Origin of the sequence: Terrabacter sp. Soil811, from assembly GCF_001429655.1 — a bacterium.
Lineage (GTDB): Bacteria > Actinomycetota > Actinomycetes > Actinomycetales > Dermatophilaceae > Terrabacter.
Window position 1 is genome coordinate 56,020 of sequence record NZ_LMSX01000007.1, and the last position, 19,219, is coordinate 75,238.

At 73.1% G+C, this 19,219-nt stretch carries 20 protein-coding genes; 7 read left to right on the forward strand and 13 right to left on the reverse strand.

From position 1 onward, the window contains the following. Window positions 1-31 precede the first annotated feature (31 nt). The 4 genes from ASH01_RS07205 to ASH01_RS07220 are packed head-to-tail and all read right to left on the reverse strand — an operon-like array spanning window position 32 to window position 3,532. Window positions 32-766, reverse strand: coding sequence for an ABC transporter permease (locus ASH01_RS07205; RefSeq protein WP_056773583.1), 735 nt, complete (start codon window positions 764-766; stop codon window positions 32-34). Beyond that, window positions 763-1,524, reverse strand: a complete 762-nt coding sequence (locus tag ASH01_RS07210; RefSeq protein ID WP_056773586.1) for an ABC transporter ATP-binding protein — start codon at window positions 1,522-1,524, stop codon at window positions 763-765. The genes ASH01_RS07205 and ASH01_RS07210 overlap by 4 nt, the downstream gene beginning before the upstream one ends. 10 nt (window positions 1,525-1,534) lie before the next feature. Beyond that, window positions 1,535-2,161 (reverse strand): TetR/AcrR family transcriptional regulator, encoded by a 627-nt coding sequence (locus ASH01_RS07215; protein WP_056775172.1) that lies wholly within the window; start codon window positions 2,159-2,161, stop codon window positions 1,535-1,537. A gap of 9 nt (window positions 2,162-2,170) precedes the next feature. Continuing rightward, window positions 2,171-3,532 carry a hypothetical protein gene (locus ASH01_RS07220; protein WP_056773590.1) on the reverse strand — a complete coding sequence of 454 codons (1,362 nt, stop codon included), beginning with the start codon at window positions 3,530-3,532 and terminating at the stop codon, window positions 2,171-2,173. A 253-nt stretch (window positions 3,533-3,785) separates the two neighbouring features. Here ASH01_RS07220 and ASH01_RS07225 point away from each other — a divergent pair, with 253 nt between their 5' ends. The 3 genes from ASH01_RS07225 to ASH01_RS07235 all read left to right on the forward strand — a co-directional run bounded on the left by ASH01_RS07225 (window position 3,786) and on the right by ASH01_RS07235 (window position 6,559). Continuing rightward, window positions 3,786-4,586: a hypothetical protein gene (locus ASH01_RS07225; protein ID WP_020145095.1), complete on the forward strand. Its 801-nt coding sequence runs from the start codon at window positions 3,786-3,788 to the stop codon at window positions 4,584-4,586. Next, entirely contained in the window at window positions 4,583-5,281 is a 699-nt protein-coding gene (locus ASH01_RS07230; protein WP_056773593.1) for a class I SAM-dependent methyltransferase, read from the forward strand. Before ASH01_RS07225 ends, ASH01_RS07230 begins: the two co-directional genes overlap by 4 nt. Window positions 5,282-5,443: 162 nt before the next feature. Beyond that, a complete protein-coding gene (locus ASH01_RS07235) occupies window positions 5,444-6,559 on the forward strand; it encodes a flavin-containing monooxygenase (RefSeq protein WP_056773597.1) in 1,116 nt (371 codons plus the stop codon). A 72-nt stretch (window positions 6,560-6,631) separates the two neighbouring features. Here ASH01_RS07235 and ASH01_RS07240 read toward each other — a convergent pair whose 3' ends face one another. The 6 genes from ASH01_RS07240 to ASH01_RS07265 form a co-directional block, all read right to left on the reverse strand. Continuing rightward, window positions 6,632-8,272, reverse strand: a complete 1,641-nt coding sequence (locus ASH01_RS07240; RefSeq protein WP_056773600.1) for a LuxR C-terminal-related transcriptional regulator — start codon at window positions 8,270-8,272, stop codon at window positions 6,632-6,634. A 52-nt stretch (window positions 8,273-8,324) separates the two neighbouring features. Then, a complete protein-coding gene (gene nadC, locus ASH01_RS07245; protein ID WP_056773602.1) occupies window positions 8,325-9,209 on the reverse strand; it encodes a carboxylating nicotinate-nucleotide diphosphorylase in 885 nt (294 codons plus the stop codon). Further along, window positions 9,206-11,032: an L-aspartate oxidase gene (locus tag ASH01_RS07250; protein ID WP_056773610.1), complete on the reverse strand. Its 1,827-nt coding sequence runs from the start codon at window positions 11,030-11,032 to the stop codon at window positions 9,206-9,208. The genes nadC and ASH01_RS07250 overlap by 4 nt, the downstream gene beginning before the upstream one ends. Before the next feature lie 12 nt (window positions 11,033-11,044). After that, entirely contained in the window at window positions 11,045-11,479 is a 435-nt protein-coding gene (gene panD / locus ASH01_RS07255) for an aspartate 1-decarboxylase (protein WP_020145101.1), read from the reverse strand. Between the two features lie 38 nt (window positions 11,480-11,517). Then, entirely contained in the window at window positions 11,518-12,417 is a 900-nt protein-coding gene (gene panC, locus ASH01_RS07260) for a pantoate--beta-alanine ligase (protein WP_056775173.1), read from the reverse strand. Between the two features lie 86 nt (window positions 12,418-12,503). Continuing rightward, the gene (locus ASH01_RS07265) at window positions 12,504-13,412 is read right to left on the reverse strand and encodes a Rossmann-like and DUF2520 domain-containing protein (RefSeq protein ID WP_056773613.1); all 909 of its coding nucleotides are present in this window, start codon (window positions 13,410-13,412) and stop codon (window positions 12,504-12,506) included. A gap of 23 nt (window positions 13,413-13,435) precedes the next feature. On the opposite strand from ASH01_RS07265, the gene ASH01_RS07270 reads away from it, so the two are divergent. Beyond that, a complete protein-coding gene (locus ASH01_RS07270; protein ID WP_056773617.1) occupies window positions 13,436-14,428 on the forward strand; it encodes an SAM-dependent methyltransferase in 993 nt (330 codons plus the stop codon). Between the two features lie 5 nt (window positions 14,429-14,433). Beyond that, window positions 14,434-14,967, forward strand: a complete 534-nt coding sequence (locus ASH01_RS07275; protein WP_056773623.1) for a copper resistance CopC family protein — start codon at window positions 14,434-14,436, stop codon at window positions 14,965-14,967. 36 nt (window positions 14,968-15,003) lie between these two features. On the opposite strand, the gene ASH01_RS07280 is transcribed toward ASH01_RS07275, so the two are convergent. Continuing rightward, a complete protein-coding gene (locus ASH01_RS07280; RefSeq protein ID WP_056773625.1) occupies window positions 15,004-15,429 on the reverse strand; it encodes a VOC family protein in 426 nt (141 codons plus the stop codon). Continuing rightward, entirely contained in the window at window positions 15,422-16,669 is a 1,248-nt protein-coding gene (locus tag ASH01_RS07285) for a cytochrome P450 (protein ID WP_082619584.1), read from the reverse strand. Before ASH01_RS07285 ends, ASH01_RS07280 begins: the two co-directional genes overlap by 8 nt. An 82-nt stretch (window positions 16,670-16,751) precedes the next feature. Between ASH01_RS07285 and ASH01_RS07290 the strand changes: the two genes are divergently transcribed. After that, a complete protein-coding gene (locus ASH01_RS07290; protein WP_056773627.1) occupies window positions 16,752-17,939 on the forward strand; it encodes an NADH-quinone oxidoreductase subunit D in 1,188 nt (395 codons plus the stop codon). An 8-nt stretch (window positions 17,940-17,947) separates the two neighbouring features. Next, window positions 17,948-18,178 carry a hypothetical protein gene (locus ASH01_RS07295; protein WP_056773630.1) on the forward strand — a complete coding sequence of 77 codons (231 nt, stop codon included), beginning with the start codon at window positions 17,948-17,950 and terminating at the stop codon, window positions 18,176-18,178. A gap of 11 nt (window positions 18,179-18,189) precedes the next feature. Here ASH01_RS07295 and ASH01_RS07300 read toward each other — a convergent pair whose 3' ends face one another. Further along, window positions 18,190-19,158, reverse strand: coding sequence for a hypothetical protein (locus tag ASH01_RS07300; RefSeq protein ID WP_156415484.1), 969 nt, complete (start codon window positions 19,156-19,158; stop codon window positions 18,190-18,192). Between the last annotated feature and the right edge of the window lie 61 nt (window positions 19,159-19,219).

A 19,219-nucleotide genomic window follows, 5' to 3' on the forward strand; every position in this document is an offset into this window, starting at 1 on the left:
CGTCTTCCGTCGACCGAGGGGGCGTATGCCGTCAGGCCGAGCGGCGGCTCAGCGTGAGCGAGGCGAGGGCGAGGGCTCCGGCGATGAAGGCCGCGACGATGCCGAGGTCGCCGAGCACCGCGGTCACAGGGTCGGCATTGCGCGCGATCTCCTTCATCGCGTCGACGGCGTAGGAGAGCGGCAGGACGTTGCTGACCCACTCGAGGACGGTCGGCAGCTGGTCGCGCGGGATGAGCAGCCCGCAGAGCAGGAACTGCGGCAGGAGGAAGGCGGGCATGAACTGCACCGCCTGGAACTCGGTGCGCGCGAAGCCGCTCGCGAGCAGGCCCAGCGCCGTGCCGAGGACGGCGTCGAACACCGCGACGACGACGAGCAGCCACACCGGCCCGGCAACGCCGAGACCGCACACCCAGACCGCGAATCCCGTTGCGATCACAGCCTGCACGACGGCGAGCGCTCCGAAGGCACCGGCATACCCGAGCATGAAGTCACCCTTGCCCATGGGCGTGGTGAGGAGACGCTCGAGCGTGCCGGACTGGCGCTCACGCAAGGTCGCGACGGAGGTGACGATGAACATCACGACCATCGGGAAGACACCGAGCAGGGCCGGGCCGATCGCGTCGAAGACGGGCGTGCCGGTGTAGATCCACGCGAGCAGGCCGAGCAGGACGCACGGCACGACGATGATGAGGCCGATGGTGCGGTGGTCGGTGCGCACCTGGCGCAGGACGCGGCCGGAGGTGGCCGCGGTGAGTCCGGCGTTCACGACGAGCTCCTCTCTCCGGACCGGGCGGTCTCGGCGTCGATGAGGGCGAGGAAGGCGGCGTCGGCATCGACGGCGCCCGTCTGCTGGAGCAGCTCGGCAGGCGTGACGTCGGCGAGGACGCGACCCTCGCGGAGCAGCACGAGCCGGTCGCAGCGCGTCGCCTCGTCCATGACGTGGCTCGACACGACGAGCGAGTGTCCGCGGTCGGCGAGGTGGCGGAAGAGGTCCCACAGGTCACGGCGCAGGACCGGGTCGAGGCCGACGGTGGGCTCGTCGAGCACGAGCAGGCTCGGCCGGCCGACGAGTGCGGCGGCGAGGGAGACGCGGGACTCCTGACCACCCGAGAGGTCCTGGACGAGCTGGTCGGCGTAGGACACGAGGTCCACCTCGGCGAGGGTGCGGTCGACGGCCTCGCGCAGGGAGGCGCCGCGCAGACCGATGGCCCGACCGAAGTAGGTGACGTTGTCGCGGACGCTGAGGTCGGCATAGACGCTGGGACTCTGCGTGACGTAGCCGACGCGGTCGCGCAGCGTGGGCGAGCCCGCCGGATGGCCGAGGACCGTGACGGTGCCCGACTCGACGATCTGCACGCCGACGATGCAGCGCATGAGCGTCGACTTGCCCGAGCCGGACGGCCCGAGCAGGCCGACCACCTGGCCGGCGGGGATCTCGAGGTCGAGGCCCGGGATGACCCGCCGCTTCCCGCGCACGACCTGCAGGCCGCTCACGGCGACCGCCGGACCACTGTTATTCATCATGTGATGAAATCTACTCCTGCTCGGGCACCCTGTCCACGAGATGGTGCTGGAGGACGGGTCCGATGCGCTCGACGAGCTGCTCGCGCGTCGCGTCGGCCAGCGCCGGCACCCGGATGACGTAGCGCGCCACGACGAGCCCGATCATCTGCGACGCGGCCAGGGCCCCGCGCAGCTGCGGGTCCGAGGCCCCGGTGCTCGCGGCTATGCGGCCGAAGACCTCGCGCCCGAGGAACTCCCGAAGCATGCGCGCGGCCTCCTCGCTCGTCATGCTCGACCGGACGAGCGCCACGAGGGCGTCACGCCGCTCCGGCGGCTCCCAGACCGTCAGGAAGGTCTCGACGATCCGCCACCCGAGCCGGTCGACGTCACCCGACGTGATGCGCGCGATGAGCTCGGCAGGATTGACCGGTACGTCGAGCGTGGCCGCGAACAGTCCCGCCTTGCCCTCGAAGTAGTGGTGCACGAGCGCAGGGTCGACGCCGGCCTCACGGGCGATCCCGCGCATGCTCGCCTTGTCGTATCCCTTGGCCGCGAACGACTTTCGAGCGGCGTCGACGATCACCGCGCGCGTGTCGGTGCCGCCGGGACGGCGTCCGCGCCCCTTCGGCGTCGTCTCGCTGCCGGCTCTCGACGTCATGCCCACACGCTAGTCCTCGCCCGCGTCGACCCCTGGCGTATGCCGTCCGGCGGCGTCGCGCAGCACCGCCGCGGCCCGCTCGCCCCTGGCCCAGAGCGCCCAGCGGTAGGGCGTCGTGCCGTGCATCGCGTCGACGACGGTCGGGTCGGCGCCGACCTCGAGCAGCGCGGTGACGAGATCGACGTCGTCCATGAACGCCGCCCGGTGCAGAGCCGTGCGCCCGTCGCGGAGGCTATCGACGCGAGCACCGGCGGCGACGGCGGCGCGGACGGCTTCGGGCGTGGCCGCTCGGTGGATGTCAGGCACCCTCGGGTCACCCGGCCACGGGCCGGTGACCGGGATGCCGTCGCCCACGACATCGCCCGGTGCAAGGTGCTCGGAGCCCTCTGTCGCCAGACCGTGGGCGACGAGGAGCTCGAGGCGGTCGACGAAACCATGGGCGCGCGCCCAGTCGACCTGACGAGCGACCATCTCCTCGAGGGTCTCGGCGGGCTCGCCCGTGCGGCGGGCCCAGACGTCGGAGGAGGGCCGGCCGAGCCCGTGCTCGAGGAGCAGCTCGAGGTGGCTGTCGTCGCGGTTGAACATCCGGTTGTAGAGCGCCTGCCGGTCGTTGGGGTCGGCGCCGCGCTCGAGGAGCAGCTCGCCGAGAGCCCGCCACTGCGGGTGCCGGGGCTGGCGGCCCGGTCCCATCTCGCCCTCGCCGAAGACGCCGGTCAGCGCGGTGAAGGCGGTGGGCAGCCCCTGCCAGAGGTAGCCGCTGTCGGGGTCGGCCCCGGCATCGAGCAGCACCCGCACAGAGGAGACCGCGTCGCCCTGCGGCATCCGCGAGTAGACGACGTAGAGCAGGGGCGGCCATCGGAAGGGGCCGCCCTCTCGGGTCGCCGCTCCGCGGTCTGCGGCGACGTGCGATCGCAGGGCCTCCGCGTCGCCGGCGGCCGCCGCGACGAAGACGTCGCGGTTCACGAGTTCCGGATCGTCCGCGAGCAGCCGCGCTGCACGGGACCAGCGCTCGGGCTCGTCACGCTCGGTGTACGTCAGGCACGCGAGCGCAGCTGCGAGAGAGGCGAACTCGCCGGCGTCGACTGCGGTTGATGCCTCCGGCGCCGGGTCGAGAGCGGCGGGGTCGCGGCTCAGGTCCGCGGCGAGGTACGCGCGAAGCCGCGGCCAGCTCGCGAAGCCGAGCCGTCGCGCCACGACGAGCTGCGCGTCGGCCAGGGCGAAAGACGCCGTCTCGGCGGGCAGCCCCTCGGGATGAAATCGGGACACCAGGCTCAGTGCGACCGGTTGGGCGGACCGGACGGCGCGCTGCAGGCTGCGTGCATCGCGCCGCAGGTGCTCGAGGTCGGGGTTGGCGGGCAGGGACAGGGCCATGACGGCCTCCTCTCGTCGTGCCCGCGTGCGCTCGTCGGGCCGAAAGGAGGTCGGACCGCATTGCTGCCGTGCCCCAGGGAGGCTGAGCCCCTTCCCGCGCACCGGAGGCGACCTGGACGCCACGGTCAGCGTACGCCGCCGCCCGCACCCGGGGAAGCACACGGCATACGCACGCAGGGCCCGCTCGCGACGCACCATCCACGGGGTGGGCGTCGTCGGCGCGGTGGAAACGTCGGCGGCATAGGGTGAGCCGGTGGCTGAAGCACCTCTGGACCTCCCCCGCGTCTGGGTCGAGTTCACCGACCCCGCCGACACGAACCAGCGCTACCGGTGTGACCTGACCTGGCTGACGAGCAGCTGGACGTGCATCTTCGGCAGCGGCTGCCAGGGCATCTACGCCGGCCGGCCCGACGACGGGTGCTGCACCCTCGGCGCCCACTTCACCGAGAAGGACGACTGGAAGCGCGTCGCCAAGGCCGTCGAGGACCTCGGCGAGGACGAGTGGGAGTACCACTCGGTCGGCCGCGCCACGGGGAGCAAGGACGACTGGACCGAGAAGGAGGACGGCGCGCGCAAGACCAAGGTCGTCGACGGCGCCTGCATCTTCCTCAACCGACCCGGCTTCCCGGCAGGCGCCGGGTGCGCGCTGCACCAGCACGCGGTCCTCACGGGCGTCGAGCCGCACACCCTCAAGCCCGACGTGTGCTGGCAGCTGCCGATCCGCCGCACCTTCCGCACCGTCGAGCTGCCCGACGACTCGAGCTACCTCGAGGTGACGATCACCGAGTACGACCGCCGCGGCTGGGGCCCCGGCGGCCACGACCTCGACTGGTACTGCTCCGGCAACTCCGAGGCGCACGTCGGCCGCGAGCCGGTCTACCGCTCCAACGCGCCCGAGCTCACCGAGCTCATGGGACCGCTCGCCTACGCCGAGCTGGCGATCCGCGCCGAGGCGCACCTCGCCCAGGTCAAGGCTGTCCGCGCGCGCGGCGTGCGCAAGCTGCTGCCGCTGCTCGTGCACCCCGCCACGATCGAGGCGCAGCGCAACCCATGAGCGACGAGTCCGGGATCATCCCCTCCCCCAACATCTGGGAGACGCCCGACGTCTACGAGGTCGAGAACCGCGGCGTCGACCGCGCCCACGTCATCGAGGACGCGATGCGGTCGGTCCTCGACTGGTCGGGTCTCGACGTCGTCGACATCGGGTGCGGCACGGGCTACCACCTGCCGTTCTTCGCCCGCGATGCACGCTCGGTCGTCGGCGTCGAGCCGCACCCACCGCTCGCTTCGCTTGCGGCACAACGCGTCTCGGGTATGCCGTCAGTGACGGTCCGCGAGGAGGGCGCCGCCGCGATCGTGGTGCCCGACGGGTCGTTCGACGTGGCGCACGCGCGGTGGGCGTACTTCTTCGGGCCCGGGTGCGAGCCCGGTCTCGCCGAGCTCGACCGCGTCATGCGGCCGGGCGGAGCGGCGTTCGTCGTCGACAACGACGCGACCCGCTCGACGTTCGGTCAGTGGTTCCGCCGGGCGCTGCCGGGCTACGACCCGCGCGCGGTCGAGCGGTTCTGGGAGCGGCAGGGCTGGCAGCGCGAGCGCCTCGACATCCGGTGGGACTTCGACTCGCGCGAGGACTTCGAGGCCGTCGTCGGCATCGAGTTCGCACCCGAGCACGCCGACCTCATCCTCGCCGAGCATCCCGACGCCACCGGCGTCGACTACGCCGTCAACCTCTGGCACCGACGCTACTGACGCCCGTCGAGAGGCCGGCTCGGGCCGCCCCCGAACCGTCGAGAGGCCGGACCCGACGTGGTCATTCCTACCCATGCCCTGCGTCGGGGATGGGCACCGCTGCCGACGCGGTGACCGCCCTGCCCTTCCTACCGTCGAGACATCGACCACCGGGAGGACACCATGGAGACCATCGAGACCGTCATCGTCGGCGCGGGCCAGGCAGGGCTGGCCATGGCGCACGAGCTCGCCGAGCGGGGGCGCGAGTGCGTGCTCCTCGAGCGCAACGAGGCCGTCGGGGACGGCTGGCGCCAGCAGTACGACTCGCTCCGGCTCTACTCCTCCGTCCGGCACGACTCCCTGCCCGGGATGCCGTTCCCGGGCGACCCCCGGTCGTTCCCCGGCAAGGACGAGGTCGCGGCCTACCTCCAGTCGTATGCCGCCCGCTTCCGTCTGCCCGTTCGCCTCGGCGTGCGGGTGGAGCGGCTTGCAGCCGCGCCGGCGGGTGACGGATTCGTCGTCACGACCGACCGCGGCAGCATCGCCTGTCGCAACGTCGTCGTCGCGACAGGGACTTTCGGGCGGGCGCCGCACGTGCCGGCCTTCGCGGCCGACCTCGACGCGTCGATCCTCCAGCTGCACTCGAGCCAGTACCGGCGGCCCAGCCAGCTGCGCGACGGGTCGGTGCTCGTCGTCGGCGCCTCGCACTCCGGCTGCGACATCGCCTACGAGCTCGCCGAGGGCCGGCGCACCGTGCTGGCCGGGCGTGACTGCGGCCAGATCCCCGTGCGCTGGGACACCCCCGCCGTGCACGTGGCGTTCCCCTTCCTGCTCTTCGCCTGGCGCCACGTGCTGACGCGCCGGACCCCGGTCGGCCGGAAGATGATGGCCGAGATCCGCCACCACGGCGGACCGATGCTCCGGGTCAAGCGGGAAGACCTCGCCGCGCGTGGTGTCGAGCGCCAGGTGCAGCGCGTCACCGGCGTGGCCGACGGACGCCCGACCCTCGACGACGGGACGGTCCTCGACGTCGCCAACGTCGTCTGGGCCACGGGGTTCGAGCAGCGCTTCGACTGGATCGACCTCCCCATCATCGGCGAGGACGGCTGGCCGCGGGAGTACCGCGGTGTCTCCACGGACGTGCCCGGCCTCTTCTTCTGCGGACTCGCCTTCCAGTACGCGTTCGCCTCGATGGTGCTGCCCGGCGTCGGTCGCGACGCGGCTCACGTGGCGGCCCACATCGCCAGGAGGTCGGCCGCACCCACCACGCCGATCGAGGTGGGCGCCGCTGCCGGGTGAGACCACCAGGGAGGTGCGGTGCCGGACCGGTCGAGGGCCTCGACCGGTTCGGTTCTCAGTGGTTCGGCGAGGTCAGGGCTGACGGCGTACGAGGTCGTGCTCGAAGGCGAAAGCCGCTGCGGCCGTGCGGCTCCCGACGTCGAGCTTGGTGAAGATGTTGCTCAGGTGGCGGGCCACGGTCCGGTCGCTCAGCACGAGCGCGGTCGCGATCTGGGCGTTGCTCCGACCCTCGGCGACGAGGCCGAGCACCTCGACCTCGCGCTCGGTGAGGCCCGCGGGTCGCGTCCCGGGTGAGCCCAGCCGGTCGAGCGCGTCGACGTCGGGTCGGGCCCCGAGCGCCACGAGCACCTCACGCGCCGACGCCAGTGACCGCCGGGCCGACTCGTCGTCGCCCAGCGCGAGGAGCGCCCGCCCGCCGGCCGCCTGGGCGAGCGCGGCCTCGTGCGGCACGTCGAGGCGCACCCAGGCCTGGTGCGCCTTGCGCAGGTAGGGCAGCGCACCCGCCGGGTCGCCGGCAGCCAGCTCGACGCGGCCCCAGGCCGTGGCCGCCGTCGCGGCGAGCACCTCTGACCCGAAGGACTCCGCGAGGCCGTCGAGCTCGCGAGCACCGTCCCGGGCTGCGTCGACGTCGTTCGCGGCAAGCAGGACGTCCACGGCGGCCGGCAGGATCCGGCTGCGTCGCACCGCCGGTCCCGGCTCACCGAGCAGCCTGCGCACCGCCGCGAGCGCGGCAGCCGTCCTCCCCCGGGCCAGCCAGAGCAGGGCCGACCCCGGCTGTGGGTCGTAGCCGTGCTCCGCACTCAGCTGGTAGGCCGCGTCGGCGGCCTCGAGGTCGCCGCGTAGACGCAGCAGGTCGCCGCGTTCGCAGGCGGCCTGCCCGACGGCGTCGGTGGCACTCGCCAGCCGATAGCGCTCGATGGCCGCCGTGAGCTCGTCGAGCGCGGCGTCCCAGGCGCCGTGGGCGCGCATCACCTGGGCGCGGTGCAGGCTGCACTGCCCGGTGAAGGTCACGAGGCCTGGCTGGTCGGTGCACCAGCGGTGCAGCAGCTGCGTCCACTCGACGACGCGACGTAGGTCGGAGACCTCCTGACAGCCCTCGATGGCCGTGCAGTACACGTGCCCGAGCATGACCGGGGCCAGGGTCCGGGTCGTCGCCTCGAGCATCGACTCGTCGAGGAGGGAGAGACCATCGGTCACGCGGTCGCCGTAGATGGCCATCCGACCCTGAGCGCACAGCCCGGTCGCCAGCAGGCCTGCGTCGTCATGGCGTCGTCCGGCCTCGGTCGCCTCGAGCGCGCACGCGTGGGCCTCCGCGAAGCGACCCGCACCGAGGTGCGTGAACATCCGCGCGAACGCGACGTAGCCGGACTCCAGGCTCCCGTCGGGCAGTGCCGCGACGAGGCGCTCACCGCGGCTGAGCCACGCAGCTGCCGCAGAGTGGTCTCCGCTCGTGCGGCCGATCATCGACAGGTGGAAGGCGCACCGAGCGGCCCCTGCGGTGTCGTGCTCGGAGAGCCTGCCGTCGAAGGCCCGCCGATAGCGTTCGACGGCGTCCGTCATGCGTCCGAGCAGATGCGCTGCGGCGGCGGACGACTCGAGGTCGTCGGCCGTCAGCCCCTCGGGCTCGACCGCGGACCACCGGTCGAGGGCGGCCGACCATTCACCGCGCTCGAACTCGGCTCTGGCGCGCACCAGCTCGTCGACGACACCCACGGCACCCTCCTGCCCCGCAGGCTACGCCCGCCGACGTGGCCTTTCGACGGGTTCAGTCGGTGAGGTCGAGGGCGATGTCGACGATGGGTGAGCTGTGCGTCAGGCCGCCGACCGACACGAAGTCGACCCCGGTCCCGGCGTACTCCCGCACGACCTCGAGCGTCAGACCACCGGTCGCCTCGATCTCGACGGGCTCGCCGGCGGCGCGGAGCAGGCCGACCGTCTCGCCGAGCACGTCGACGCTCATGTTGTCGCACATGATGAAGCGCGCCCCGGCGTCGTAGGCCTCCTGCGCCTCGGCCGGCGTCGTCACCTCGACCTGCACGTCGACGTCGGGGAAGCGCCCGCGGACGAGCGCATACGCCGCCGCCACCGAGCCGGCCGCGAGCTTGTGGTTGTCCTTGATCATCGCGACGTCGTAGAGACCCATGCGCTTGTTCGTGCCGCCGCCGCAGCGCACGGCGTACTTCTCGAGCCAGCGCATGCCCGGCGTCGTCTTGCGCGTGTCGAGGACCATCGTCGACGTGCCCTCGAGCGCGTCCGCCCAGCGACGGGTGTGGGTGGCAACGCCCGACAGCCGGCTCAGGATGTTGAGGATCGTCCGCTCGGCCACGAGGATCACCTGGGTGGGCCCGGTCAGCCGCGCGATGACGTCGCCGCGCTCCAGCCGCGAGCCGTCGTCGCCCACGACCTCGACCGTCGGCACGTCACGGCCGAGCTGCTCCGCGACCGCCGCCAGCACGAGGCCGATGACCGGCACGCCTGCGACGACGCCCGGCGCCCGCGCGACGATCTCGGCCGTTCGCGTCTGGTCGGAGGGGATCGTCGCGAGCGTCGTCACGTCGACACCCTCGGGACCGAGGTCCTCACGGAGCGCGACCGTGACGAGCCCACGCGCCCACTCGTGCGGGAACCCGCTCAGCCCGTCGCCGCTCACTGCGTCTCCTCCGTCGATCCCACCCGTTGCGTATGCCGTCCAGCCCCGTTCGCGGGTCGCGCCCCGTCCGCGCGGTCCTCGTCGAGCACGTCGAGCGGCACCGAGCCGTCGAGGTCGAGGCCGTCGAGGTTCGAGCGGGGCACGGGCACGACCGTCCCCTCGAGCACGCCAGAGCCGGAGCGCTGGAGGTGCACGTGGTGCAGGAAGTGCGCGTCGTCGCGGGCCGGGAAGTCCTCGCGCACGTGACCGCCACGGGTCTCGTCACGCAGCGCGGCGGCATACGTCAGCGCGCGTCCGAGGTGGAGCAGGTTGGTCGTCTCCCAGCTCTTGGGACCGCCCTGCTTGTCGGCGTCGTCGGCGACGGCGCGCGCCGCGAGCGCCGCGAGCGTCTCCTGCGTCGCGGCGAGCGACGCGGCTGAGCGCACCGTTCCGGCCCCCGACGTCATGGCGCGCTGCACGTCGAGGCGGCGCTTGCCGCGGATCAGCTCGGGCTCACCGACCGGTGCGACGGGCGTCGTCTCGGGGAGCTCGCCGGCGCCGAGCCGGGCCGTGAGGTCGTCGGCGATGCGGCGCGCGAAGACGAGCCCCTCGAGGAGCGAGTTGCTGGCGAGGCGGTTGGCGCCGTGGACGCCGGTGCACGAGGTCTCGCCGCACGCGTAGAGGCCCTCGAGCGAGGAGCGGCCGCGCAGGTCGGTGCGCACGCCACCGCTCGCGTAGTGCTGCGCGGGTGCGACCGGGAGCAGCTGGGTCGCAGGGTCGAAGCCGAGCTCGCGGCAGCGCTGGACGATCGAGGGGAAGCGCTGCTCGAGGAACTCGGCGCCGAGGTGGCGGCAGTCGAGGTAGACGTGGTCGGTACCGGTCTCGCGCATCCGGGCGATGATGGCGCGGGCCACGACGTCGCGCGGCGCGAGGTCGGCGAGCGGGTGCTGGCCCTGCATGAAGCGCTCTCCCGCCTCGTCGACGAGGAAGGCGCCCTCGCCGCGGACCGCCTCGGAGATGAGCGGCTGCTGGCCGCGCGAGCCCTCGCCGAGCCACAGGACCGTCGGGTGGAACTGGACGAACTCGAGGTCGGCGAGCACGGCGCCGGCCCGCAGTGCGGCCGCCATGCCGTCTCCGGTCGCGACGGACGGGTTCGTCGTCGAGGCGTAGATCTGGCCGAGTCCACCGGTGGCGAGCACGACGGCACGGGCGTGGGCCGCGCCGACCCCGTCGACCTGCCCCTCGCCGATGACGTGGAGCGTCACGCCGCACACCCGGGCGTCCGCGTCGGTCAGCAGGTCGACGACGAGGGCGTGCTCGATCACCTCGATGCCGGGGTCGTCGCGCACGCGGTCGAGGGCGGCGATGAGGGCGCGGCTGATCTCGCGGCCCGTGGCGTCACCACCGGCATGGAGGATGCGGTCGCGGTGGTGCCCGCCCTCCCGGGTCAGGGACAGTCCGCCCGTGTCGCCACGGTCGAACTCGGCCCCGAGGGCGATGAGGTCCCAGACGGCGTCGGTGCCCTCGCGCACGAGCGCCTCGACGGCGTCGACGTCACAGAGGCCGACACCGGCGACGAGGGTGTCGTGGATGTGCTCGGCGGCACTGTCCTCGGGCGACATGACGGCGGCGATGCCGCCCTGCGCCCAGGCCGTCGAGCCCTCGTCGAGGACGGTCTTGGTCACGAGGAGCACGCGGTCGACGCGGCGCCTCAGCCGCAGGGCCGTCGTGAGGCCGGCGACGCCGGAGCCGACGACGATGACGTCGGCGGTGGCCGTCCAGCCGGGCGCGGGCGCACGCAGCCGCCGGGGGACGGTCACGTCGGGGAGCCCGCTCTGCGGCATACGGCTGGCCTCTCAGTCCTGGTACTCGTGGTGTCGCCCGGTGACGGCGGAGGTCATGAGACCGAAGCCGTCGGGCACGTCACCTGCATCGTGCCCCACCTCGACGACGCGGTTGTCGTCGTCGACGAAGACGACCTGCGGCTCGAAGGTGCGTGCCTCGGCATCGTCCATCGCGGCGTACGCGATGATGATGACCGTGTCACCGGGCGAGATGAGCCGGGCCGCCGCGCCGTTGATGCAGACGATGCCGGTGCCGCGCTCGCCCTCGATCGCGTAGGTCGTCAGGCGGTTGCCGTTGTCGACGTCGACGACGTCGACCTGCTGGCCCGGCCACAGGTCGGCGGCGTCGAGCAGGTCGCGGTCGATCGTCAGGGAGCCGACGTAGTGCAGGTCGGCCTGCGTCACCGTGGCCCGGTGGATCTTCGAGTGGAGCATGAAGCGCTGCACGGCAGGGTTCCTCGGAATCGTCTGTGGTGGAGGGGGACTCAGGGCTGGGAGAAGGTCTCGAGCGCGCCGCCACCGGGGCCGACGAGCACCGGCAGGTTGTCGATGAGACGAGTCGTACCCACTCGGCCCGCCACGGCGAGCAGCGCCTCGCCGCGATACCACTCCGGCACGTCCTCGAGCGTGTCCGGGTGGACGAGCACGAGGTAGTCGACGAGCGCGAGCGGCTCGCGCACGAGCACGGCCCGGGCGGCACGACGGACGGCCGACGGGCCCTCGGGAGCGGCGTCGGCTCCCGCCCGCAGCGCGGCCGACAGGCAGAGGGCGGTCTCGCGGTCGGAGTCGGTGAGGTAGGTGTTGCGGCTCGACATCGCGAGGCCGTCGGGCTCGCGGACGGTCGGCACCGCCACGACCCGCACCGGGAAGTCGAGGTCGCGGCACATCCGGCGGATGAGGAGCAGCTGTTGGGCGTCCTTCTGCCCGAAGTAGGCGGCGCTGCACCGGGTCAGGTGCATGAGCTTGCCGACGACGGTGAGCATGCCGTCGAAGTGGCCCGGTCGCGACTGGCCCTCGAGGACGTCACCGAGCGGGCCGGCGGAGACGCGGACGCCCGGGTCGCCGTCGGGGTAGATGACGTCGGGAGTCGGGGCGAAGACGACGTCGACGCCCGCGGCCGTGCAGATCTCGAGGTCGGCGTCGAAGGTGCGCGGGTAGCGCGAGAGGTCCTCCTTGGGCCCGAACTGGAGCGGGTTGAGGAAGATCGTCACGACGACGTGGCGGTGGGTCTTGCGTGCCTGGTGGATGAGCGTCGCGTGCCCCTCGTGCAGCGCGCCCATCGTCATGACGACGGCGACGTCGTCGTCGTCGAGCGCCGACCGGGCCTCGCTCAGCTCGTCCCTCGTCCGCGCCACCACGGGCGACGCGGGCCGCGTGTCGGTGATGACGGCGGAGTCGGCGGTGTGGTCGCCGGCGCCGGTGGTCTCGCCGGTGGTCGTGCCGGGTGTCGTGCCGGTGGCGGTGGTGTCAGTCACGGTTGGTCCTCCTCGTGCGCGAGCAGCTCGAGCAGCGGGCCGGCGTCGGAGGCGCGGAGGCGTCCGCTGAGCAGCGCTCGCTGCGCCGTCGCGCGGGCCAGGGCGAGGTAGGTCGGGCGAATGTCCGGGGCGACCTTGCGCAGCATCGCGACGTGCCCGGCCACGGTACCGGCATCGCCGCGCGCGACCGGACCGGTGAGGGCTGCGTCACCCCGGCGGAGGGTGTTGGAGAGCGCGGCGGTCAGGAGCGGTTCGAGCACGCGCGCCGGGTCGTCGACGCCGGCCTCGCCGAGCAGCTGCATCGACTGGGCCACCAGTGTCACGAGGTGGTTCGAGCCGTGCGCGAGGGCCGCGTGGTAGGTGACGCGGTCCTCCTCGGCGATCCACACCGGGTCGCCGCCCATCTCGATGACGAGCGCCTCGCCGAGGGGCCGCGCGAGGTCGAGGGTCGTCACCCCGAAGCAGCAGTCGTGGAGCCGGTCGAGGTCGAGCTCGGTGCCGGTGAACGTCATCGCCGGGTGGATCGCGAGGGGCACGATGTCGCTGCCGGCCGCCGCCTCGAAGACCGAGATGCCGTGCGCTCCCGACGTGTGCATGACGAGCTGTCCGGGCGTGAAGGTGCCCGTGGTGCTGAGACCCGCGACGAGGTCGGCGAGGGCGTCGTCCGGCACGGCGAGGACCACGAGGTGGGCACCCGAGACGACCTCGGGGATCGGCTTGACCGGTACACCCGGCAGCAGCGTGGCCGCCCGTTCGCGGCTCTCCTCGCTCACGGCCGAGACGCCGCTGACGACGTGACCGGCTCGTGCGAGGGCGGCTCCGAGGACGGCGCCGACGCGACCGGCGCCCACGACGCCGACGTCGAAGCGCGCGGGACGCTCGTGCGGGGTGCTCACCCACGGCACGCTATCGCCTACAGTCGGCGGTCGTGGATCCCCTTCCCTGGCGCGAGGCGTGGCACGCGGCGTTGTATGCCGCCGGGCAGGGTTTCTACGTCACGCGCGGTGGGCCCGCGGCGCACTTCACGACGGCCGCGCACGGTCCGACGGGCGCGGCCCTGGCCCGGGCCCTGCTCAGACTCCCCGAGCACCCCGTCCGAGTGGTCGTGGACCTCGGCGCCGGACGCGGCGAGCTGGCCACGCACCTCGTCGAGGTCATGGACCCGACCGAGCCCCGCGCTCGGCGCACCCCCGACACCACGAGGGTGGTGGCGGTCGACGTCGTCGACCGGCCGGACGGGCTCGACGACCGGGTGGACTGGGTCCGCTCCCCCGGGGGCTCGGTCCTGCCGCCCGAGCTGACCGGCCTGCGCGACGCCCTCGTCATCGCCCACGAGTGGCTCGACGTCGTGCCGTGCACCGTCGCCGAGGTCGACACCGACGGCGTCCTGCGCGAGGTGCTCGTCGACCCGACGACCGGCCTGGAGTCGCTCGGCCCCCGGCTCCGCGACGCCGACCGGCGCTGGGCCGAGGCCCACTGGCCCACGAGCACGCCGGGCGACCGCCTCGAGATCGGCCTCGCCCGCGACGAGGCGTGGGCCGACCTCGTCTCCCGGGTCGAGGACGGGACGCTCATCGCCGTCGACTACGGCCACACGGCGACGGAACGCCCGTCCGGGGGGACGCTCACGGCATACGCCAGCGGTCGCCTGACGACGCCCGTGCCCGACGGCTCGTGCGACGTGACGGCCCATGTCGCGATGGACACCCTCGACGCCGACGAGGTGCTGAACCAGCGCGAGGCGCTGCAGGCGCTCGGGCTCACGGGCACCACGCCGCCGCACACGGTCGCGACGACCGACCCGCTCGCCTACCTCGCCGCGCTCGAGCGGGCGAGCATAGAGGCACGGCTGCTCGCCCGGGACGGCTTCGGCGGCTTCCGGTGGGCGGTGAAGCGCGTCCGCGGGCACGACGTAACCTGAACGGCATGCGTCGTCTCGCCTCCGCGCTGCTCGCCCTCGGACTCCTCGTCGCCGTGCCGACCACCGCCTTCGCGCACGACGTCCTCGAGCGCACGAACCCCGCCGACGGCACGAGCGTCACGCAGCTGCCGGGCACCGTGGTGCTCACCTTCTCCGAGGACCCGCTCGAGATCGGCACCCAGGTCGTCGTCACCGGGCCGGCGGGACCCGTGTCGTCCGGCAGCCCGACGATCGAGGGCCGCGACGTGACGCAGGCGCTCGCGCCGAACGCGCCCGGCGGCGACTACACGGTGTCCTACCGCGTCACCTCCGACGACGGCCACCCCGTCACCGGCACGTTCTCCTTCCACGCGGCGATCGGGCTCGACGGGTCGACCGCCACGGCCGGTGCGACCGTGCACGTCAAGCCCGCCGCCGGCACCGACGACGCCCAGGGCTCGACCCTCGTGCCGATCCTGCTCACCATCGTGGGCACCGTCGTGCTGCTCGGGGTCGGTGGCTTCCTCGTGCTGCGTGGCCGCGAGCCCGACCGCGCCTGACGCGGCCTGACGCGGCCTGACGCGGCCGGTGAGCCGTCAGTCGGGTTCCGGCAGCGACTCCGGCACCGGCTCGTGCTCGGGCAGGGGCTGGTTGAGGAACCAGCGGTGCCCGAACGGGTCGTGGAAGACGGCGAGCCGGCCGATCGGCGGGTTGTCCTCGGGTGCGCGGTCGACGGTGGCTCCCGCGTCGTGCACCCGGCGGCAGAGGGCGTCGACGTCGCTCACCGTGAGGTGCAGCGTGACGGCGTTGCCCCGGCCCGGGTCCGGCGGGGCAACTCCGGCGGACTCGAACGCGTCGGACATCATCCACCGGGCGCCGTCGACAGCCAGCTCGCAGTGCCCGACGTGCCCGTCGTCCATGACGATCGGGTCGACGACGACCTCCGCGCCGAGGTGGGCGCGGTACCACTCGATCGCGGCCCGCGAGTCGGCCACGCAGATGTACGGCGTCAGCTCAGCCATGTCGTTCTCTCCCTCGGTCGGTGCTCCGGTCAGGTCCTGCGCTCGGCGCGACGACGAGCCGCTCGTAGCCGCGCAGCACGAACGTCGGTCGCCGCACCGCGTCGACGACCTCGATCGGCCCGAGCCGTTCGAGGAGGGCTCGGGTCGAGATCTGCAGCTCCATCCGTGCCAGCGGCGCCCCGAGGCAGAAGTGGATGCCGGCGCCGAAGGCCAGGTGCGGGTTGGGCTCGCGCGATGGGTCGAAGCGGTCGGGGTCGGCGAAGACGGCGGGGTCGCGGTTGGCGGCCCCGAGCAGCGCCGCCACCTTCTGGCCGGCCCGGACCGTGACCCCGTGGAGCTCGGCGTCGGCCGTGGCGGTGCGCTCGAAGAGGTGCAGCGGTGAGTCGTGCCGGAGCATCTCCTCGACGAGCCGCTCGACGGAGGCCGGGTCGTCGAGGACGTTGAGCACCGCGTCACGCTCCCCCGCGTCGGCGAGCAGCGACGCCAGACCGTTGCCGAAGCCGTTGACGCTCGCCTCGTGCCCGGCGTTGAGCAGCAGCACGACCGTCGCGACGAGCTCGCGCGGCGAGAGGCGGTCGCCGCCGTCCCGCTCCTGGACCAGCGAGGTCAGCAGGTCCTCGCCGGGCGCGGCCGCCCGCTCCGCCGTGAGCGCGTCGACGTACGAGGCGAACTCGTCGCAGGCGCGCTGGGCGTCCCGCTGGGACTCGGGGTCAGGGTGGACCTCGTACATCCGGACGATGGCTTGGGACCAGTCCCGGAGCACCTTCCAGTCCGCGGTCGGCACACCGAGCAGCTCACAGATGACGAGGACTGGCAGCGGCTCGGCGTAGGTGGAGATCACGTCGACCCGGCCGTCCCGGTCGAGGACCCGCTCGACGTCGTCGAGCAGCCCTGCTGCGATCTCCTCGACCCGCGGACGCAGCCGCGCGACGTGCCCCCGGGCGAACGCGCCGGCCACGAGGCGGCGCAGCCGCGTGTGCTTCGGCGGCTCCGAGTCGAGGATCGAGTCGGCGTGCAACCAGTCGAACGTCGTCCACGCGTCGTCACCCTCGGAGCGCGGCCGCAGGATCCGCCCGAGCCGCCGGTCACGCAGGACGTCGTTGGCAGCCGCGTGGGTCGTCGTCACCCAGAGGCCCAGACCCTCGTGCCACAGGACGGGCGCCTGCTCTCGGGCGGCGGCGAGGGGCCCGTAGGGCTCGGTCACGAAGGCGGGGTCGCGCAGGTCGAACAGGGCGGTCACCCCCACACTCTGCCCGACCGGGCGTGCCCCGGGGAGGGGCCACACGGCATACGCCCTCCGCATGGGCCGTAGGCTCGGGGCCATGACGGAGACCACCGCCTCGTCGCCGAGCCGGCGTCAGGCCCTGACCGTCGGCATCGGCGCGGGCGGGCTCGCGACCGCCGACATGGTGCTCAACATCGGGCCTCAGCACCCCGCGACGCACGGCGTCCTCCGCCTGCGCATCGTCGTCGACGGCGAGCGGATCATCAGCGCCGAGCCGATCGTCGGCTACATGCACCGGGGCGCCGAGAAGCTCTTCGAGGTCCGCGACTACCGCCAGATCATCGTGCTCGCCAACCGGCACGACTGGCTCAGCGCCTTCTCCAACGAGCTCGGCGTCGTGCTCGGCGTCGAGCAGATGCTCGGCATGGAGGTGCCGGAGCGGGCCGTCTGGGCGCGCACCGCCCTCGCCGAGCTCAACCGCGTGCTCAACCACCTGATGTTCCTCGGCTCCTACCCCCTCGAGCTCGGCGCCATCACGCCGGTCTTCCACGCGTTCCGCGAGCGCGAGGAGCTCCAGGCCGTCATGGAGGAGGTCTCCGGCGGGCGCATGCACTACATGTTCAACCGCGTCGGCGGGCTCAAGGAGGACCTCCCGGCCGGCTGGATGGGCCGCGTCGACAAGGCGATCGCCAACGTCCGCAAGCGCCTTCTCGACCTCGAGCGGCTCATCGTCGGCAACGAGATCCTCGAGGCCCGCACCCGGGGCGTCGGGGTGCTGCCGCTGGCCACCGTCCAGGCCTACGGCGTCTCGGGCCCCATCGCACGCGCCAGCGGCCTCGACGTCGACCTGCGCCGCGACGCGCCCTACCTCGCCTACGGCGAGCTCTTCGGCGACAAGGGCCCCGGCCGCGTCGTGACCCGCACCGCCGGCGACTGCCTCTCGCGCCTCGAGGTCCTGCTCGAGCAGGTGCACGTGTCGCTCGACCTCGCGCAGGCCTGTCTCGACCGGCTCGTCCAGCTGCCGCAGGGCCCGATCAACGTCAAGCTCCCCAAGGTGCTCAAGGTGCCCGAGGGCGAGATCTACTGCGCGACCGAGAACCCCCTCGGCTTCAACGGCTACTACCTCGTCTCGCGCGGCGAGAAGACCCCGTGGCGCCTCAAGCTGCGCTCGGCGTCGTTCAACAACGTCAGCGTGCTGAGCGAGATGCTGCCCGGCCAGCTCATCGCCGACATGGTCGCGATCCTCGGTTCGATGTTCTTCGTCGTCGGGGACGTCGACAAGTGAGGGGTCGTATGCCGTCCGCCCGGGTCTCGCGCGCGACGCTCCTCCGCGCCGCCGCCGTCACCGTCATCACCGCGACGGTGACGCTCGCGGCGGCCTGCTCCGACGAGGACACCGTGGACACGATCCCGCCGCCGTGGCCCGTCCGGACGACGACACCGGACGGGCCGCCCCGGCCGCCGTCGGTGTCGACCACGACGCCGGCACCCACCTCGACGATCACCGTCGCCGGCACCACGTAGGGCCCGGCCGCTCAGAAAGCCGGCACCCCGAGCACCCGCGGCCTGCCCGAGGCGATGTCGATGACCGGCCGCGTGCCGAGCGGCTGCGCCAGGTGCAGCCGTGCGGGGCGCGACGCGTAGTCGGCGGTGCAGGCCGTGTCCTTCGGCAGCGGCGGCGTCGTGCCGCCGACGACCACCATGTCGTCGAGCTCGACGACGTGCGCGACGAGACCCTCGTCGCAGCCTCCCCCGGCGATGCCGACGTCGACGGTCGAGTCCTCGACGCGCCTGAGCGAGTCCGCTCCGTGCAACCCGACCGGCACGTCGGGCAGACCGGGCAGCGGCCCCAGGTGTTGAGGCTGCGCGAACACCCCGTCGGCGACGGCGATCACCGAGATGGGGTGAGCGAGGCCGTCGACGGTGAGGCGCCAGACCGGCACGGTCGCGTCTCCCCCGCTCGTGCGCACCGCGGCCTCGACCAGTACCGCCTCGGACACGACGAGCCGGCACTGCGCAGCGGGGATGCCGTCACAGTCCCTGGGCTTGCTCAGAGCACCCTCGAGAGCACGGTCCAGGGCCGGGCGCACTCCGACGAGGTCGACCGGTCGAGACGATCCGTCGGGCAGCCGGAGGGTCCCGGAGCCTGCGACAGCCTGGTCGACGGCCGGCGCGAGCGTGACGTGCCCGTAGGTCCACGCGACCTTCTGCTCGCCCGTGTCGAAGCCCTCGAGGAGCGCCCAGCTCGACAGGAGCACGGGTCGGGTGGGGACCGGCGGCGGGCCGGCGCGGCGCACGGCATCGGCGACCACCTTGGCGCGGTCGGCGAACTCGGCCGACGGAGCACGGACAGGCAGCATGCCGGGGTCCGGGCTCGGCAGGGGCGGCACCGGTGCCGAGGCCGTGGCATCGTGTGCCGGCACGCTGGTGCCGACGCCACCGTCCGCACGACCCGGAGCATCGGCCGAGCCGCATCCCGTCAGCAGCACGAGCCCCAGGGCCAACGTGCCCATCCTCGATACCGCGCGACGAGAGCCCCGTGACGTCATACCTGTGATGACAGCA